Here is a 4,020-nt window from a genome sequence, read left to right on the forward strand (position 1 = left end):
TTTAGAACACAAAATCAGAGAGCAACTCGCACAAACCGAAGCGTTCTTCCCAAGTATGGTAAAGAACAAGACGACCTCCAGACCGACGGCACGTTGGGTCTTCTTGCAATTCGAAGGCATAGATACGCTAGAGATTAACGGCCAACGGTTCATCACTGGACTTCAAGAGCACCAAACACAACTACTCAAATTACTCGGTAGATTCTATGAGGTAGTTTATTCCTAAATTAGCTGCGGAATGTCGGCTAAAAGATTAAACCCCTAAATTTACCTGAGTTGCATAACGCCGAATTAAGCTGCTACCAACGCACAAAGTCATTGAAAGCAACGCACCGTAACCACTAAACCATTTTGGAATCGATTCAGCCACGCGTTGGTAGTCAGGCTTGAATTTCTTGTTAGGTTTTATTGTTTAACCTTCACCCACTTGGCAAAGAATTCCGCTAGATTAATGCATTGTGTTGAACCAGTTCCAAGTATTTCACTCAAATTGGCAGACAAATGCGATCAACCTAAAAACAAATGGTTAAGTCAGTTTTTTTGGTGCAATCAAAGCACTTTTGCGCCAGAGAAACCTTCAACCAACCTACCCCATTTTCCAATGAAGCAATCCATGAACTTTGACATGAGAAACGATTAAAGAAACGTGATGATTTTGGGCAGACCAAGCTGATTTGCTGACATCCGTAAACGAATACCCGGAGAAATCCCCAAATCTTTTCCCCAACAATTATGCTTTTCTCTTGATAAACCTAACGCCCGCTTAAGGGGCAGCCAACGCTACTACTAACTTTCCGCATAACACCGTAACCACAAAAACCAACGCATAGTAAAAATGCCACGCGTTGGCTGTCCCTCTTGAAGCGTTTGTTAGGCATTTTTATGCAAAATTTGACTTAACTCGCTCGAAAACTGTTCTATTTTTGAATGGCATTGCCTTAGAAAAGGAGCGACCTCAATCTCCTTACCGTCAAATTTGATCTTATTATTTTCTGTAATTAGTGTTGTTCCAGAATGCTTTACTATTCTAACCTCATGGTTATTATTGACATACACATCATCTAAGCGTTGACCATTTACATAATTGTTTTCTAACACTACATTAGTTGCACCATCAATATGTATAAAGTTTCCCTGTCTAATTGACACTGATTTCTGTTTTTTTGTTTTTGATAGATTGTTATGTTTCGCCTCATTAGTTAATGAGCATAAATCAACAACCCAATTATCTTTAGACTTAAATGGCTGAATACTTTCTAATAATTGATAAGCCTCAGGCAATACTTCATTTAGTGACGGTAGATTATTTTTTACACTATTCTTAAAATGATTTTCTTTCTGACCATAAGGGAAATAAACTTTATTTGGTGATTTTTTGTTACTTACCTTAGCTTTTAATACATTCAAAATGTCTTGACTATGATAATCAAGAATACTCCTTAAATTTTCCAGTACATTTTTAACAGCAATTTTATTAATAGTACCTTGCTTAGATTGCTCAGCAATTGCATTAACTTCATTTTTACTATGTTCAAGTAACTCTTTAATATCTTCGTTGTACATATTAACTCCTTGAATGCCTAACGCCAAATTAAGCTGCTACCAACGCACAATGCAACTTAAAGCAATGCACCGTAATCACTAAACCATTTTGGAACTAATTCAGCCGCGCGTTGGTAGTCAGGCTTGAATTTTTTGTTAGGTGTTACTATTTCGCATTTACTTGCTTGGCAAAGAATCGCTAGATTACCGCATTGTGATAAACAAAACCCAAGCCTTTTACTCAATTTGGCCGCCAAATGTGACCAACTTAAAACAAGTAACTCATTCATTCGATTGAGAAAATCAAAGCGACTTTGCGCCAGAGAGAATTTCAACCAACCTACGCCATTTTCCAATGAAGCAACCCACGAACATTGGCATGAGAAAAAGTGAAAGAAACGTGATGATTGGGACAGACCAAGCCGATTTGCTGACATCCGAAAACGAATGGCTAGAGAAATCCCCGATTCTTTTCCCCAACAATTACGCTTTTCTCTTCGTAAACCTAACGCCAAATTAAGCTGCTACCAACGCACAATGTCACTTTAAGCAATGCACCGTAATCACAAAACCATTTTAGAGCAGATTCAGCCGCGCGTTGGTAGTCAGGCTTGAATTTTTTGTTAGGTATTACTATTTCGTATTCATTAACTTGGCAAAGAACCACTAATTTAACGCATTACGATAAACGAAACCCAAATCTTTTACTCAATTTGGCAGCCAAATGCGATGAACTTAAAACAAGTAACTCATTCATTCGATTGAGAAACCCAAAGCGCCTTTGCGCCAGTGAAACTTTCAACGAACCGATGCAAAAATTGAATGAAGCAACCCACGAACATTGGCATGAGAAAAAGTGAAAGAAACGTGATGATTTTGGACAGACCAAGCCGATTTGCTGACACCCGAAAACGAATGGTTGGAGAAATCCCCGAATCTTTTTCCCAACAATTACGCTTTTCTCTTCGTAAACCTAACGCCGAATTAAGCTGCTACCAACGCACAATGTCATTTGAAGCAACGTACCGTAATCACTAAACCCATTTAGAGCAGATTCAGCCACGCGTTGGTAGTCAGGCTTGAATTTCTTGTTAGGTTGTACTGTTTAACCTTCACCTGCTTGGCAAAGAATCCCGCTAGCTTAATGCATTGTGTTGAATTAATTCCAAGTATTTCTCTCAATTTAGCAGCCAAATGCGATCAACCTAAAAACAAACAGTTAAGTCAATTCCATTGATTAAATCAAAGCGCCTTTGCGCCAGAGAAACCTTCAACCAACCTGCTCGATTCTTAAATGAAGCATCCATGAACTTTGACATGAGAAATGATTAAAGAAACGTGATGATTTGGGCAAACCAAGCCGATTTGCTGACATCCGCAAACGAATTGCTTAAGAAACCCCCAAATCTTTTCCCCAAAAATTACGCTTTTCTCTTCGTAAACCTAACGCCCGCTTAAGTGGTGAGCAACGCTATCACGACACTAAATGATTGCACCGTAAACACAAAAGCCAAATCAAACCAAAACCGCCAAGCGTTGCGAATCCGTCTTAAAGCGTTTGTTATACCACTACTCAAAGCTTTTCACTGAACTCCCCACACTGCTTACACTTGTAACCATGCTTGTAAAAGAACAGTGGGAAACCCAGTAAAATGAATACTAAGAAAGCTGGACGCTTACCTTTTGTAAATGCATATAGCTCCGTGCTACCACAGTTAGGGCAAACATCTTTTGCTTCATCAACGGCAACTTCATTTTCCAATGATTCTGAGAAGTCACTACTAAGTATTTGTTTCGCTTCCTCTGCATCACGCTCGGAGACCATCAGGCGAACACCGCCCATAGCGTTTGAATAAAGCCACTGAGTATTCACCGTATTCTCGTCAGCAATGTGGCTTTCTATCCCGGCACTATCTAGACTCGCTTTCGCGATATGAGCTTCGTGAGGAAAAGAAAACCGTGCTACTACAATCACATATTACTCCTTGTGGTATAACGCCGCGTTAAGGGGTGCAGGCACGCACTACAAAAGCTACCGCACAGCGACTTAACCACTAAACCCAACGCAAATTGAAAATGCCACGCGTGCCAAGTCCCTCTTTAACGCTTTGTTATGTTTAAGCTTCAAGGGCTTACGTTTACCAAAACCAAGATTAACTCAGCATTGACTCACAAACAAAAGCCAAGACCTAAAAAACTGAAATCACTCATAGATTTGAAAAACAGACTTCGAGTTTTGGCAATTCAAGCCCAAACACTTGTGGTCAAAATACCGATTAAGCCAGTCGCACCTACTTCACGCTTACTCGAAAATTGACTGAGGCAACACTCAGAGTTTTCAGCACCAAAAAATAAATGTCCGGAAAACAGCGCCAAACGAAGCCAACTTGCCGACGAGCACAAAACCAACAAGCCGAGGGAGCAAAGAAAAGATGCAATCAACTGATTTGACGTGATTAAACATAACGCCGCGTGCCT

General features: G+C 40.0%; 3 protein-coding genes and 1 pseudogene. 1 reads left to right on the forward strand and 3 read right to left on the reverse strand.

Annotated features, from left to right (window positions below; genetic code table 11):
- Positions 1-226: pseudogene (locus UF06_RS15705) on the forward strand (IS1634 family transposase); the annotation flags it as partial.
- Between the two features lie 644 nt (positions 227-870).
- On the opposite strand, the gene UF06_RS15710 reads toward UF06_RS15705, so the two are convergent.
- The 3 genes from UF06_RS15710 to UF06_RS15715 all read right to left on the reverse strand — a co-directional run bounded on the left by UF06_RS15710 (position 871) and on the right by UF06_RS15715 (position 3,517).
- Entirely contained in the window at positions 871-1,563 is a 693-nt protein-coding gene (locus UF06_RS15710) for a hypothetical protein (protein WP_045571280.1), read from the reverse strand.
- A gap of 56 nt (positions 1,564-1,619) precedes the next feature.
- Entirely contained in the window at positions 1,620-2,057 is a 438-nt protein-coding gene (locus UF06_RS26230) for a hypothetical protein (RefSeq protein WP_139046376.1), read from the reverse strand.
- Between the two features lie 1,058 nt (positions 2,058-3,115).
- The gene (locus tag UF06_RS15715) at positions 3,116-3,517 is read right to left on the reverse strand and encodes a DUF2007 domain-containing protein (RefSeq protein ID WP_045571281.1); all 402 of its coding nucleotides are present in this window, start codon (positions 3,515-3,517) and stop codon (positions 3,116-3,118) included.
- Between the last annotated feature and the right edge of the window lie 503 nt (positions 3,518-4,020).

Source organism: Vibrio sp. S234-5 (assembly GCF_000960595.1).
GTDB lineage: Bacteria > Pseudomonadota > Gammaproteobacteria > Enterobacterales > Vibrionaceae > Vibrio.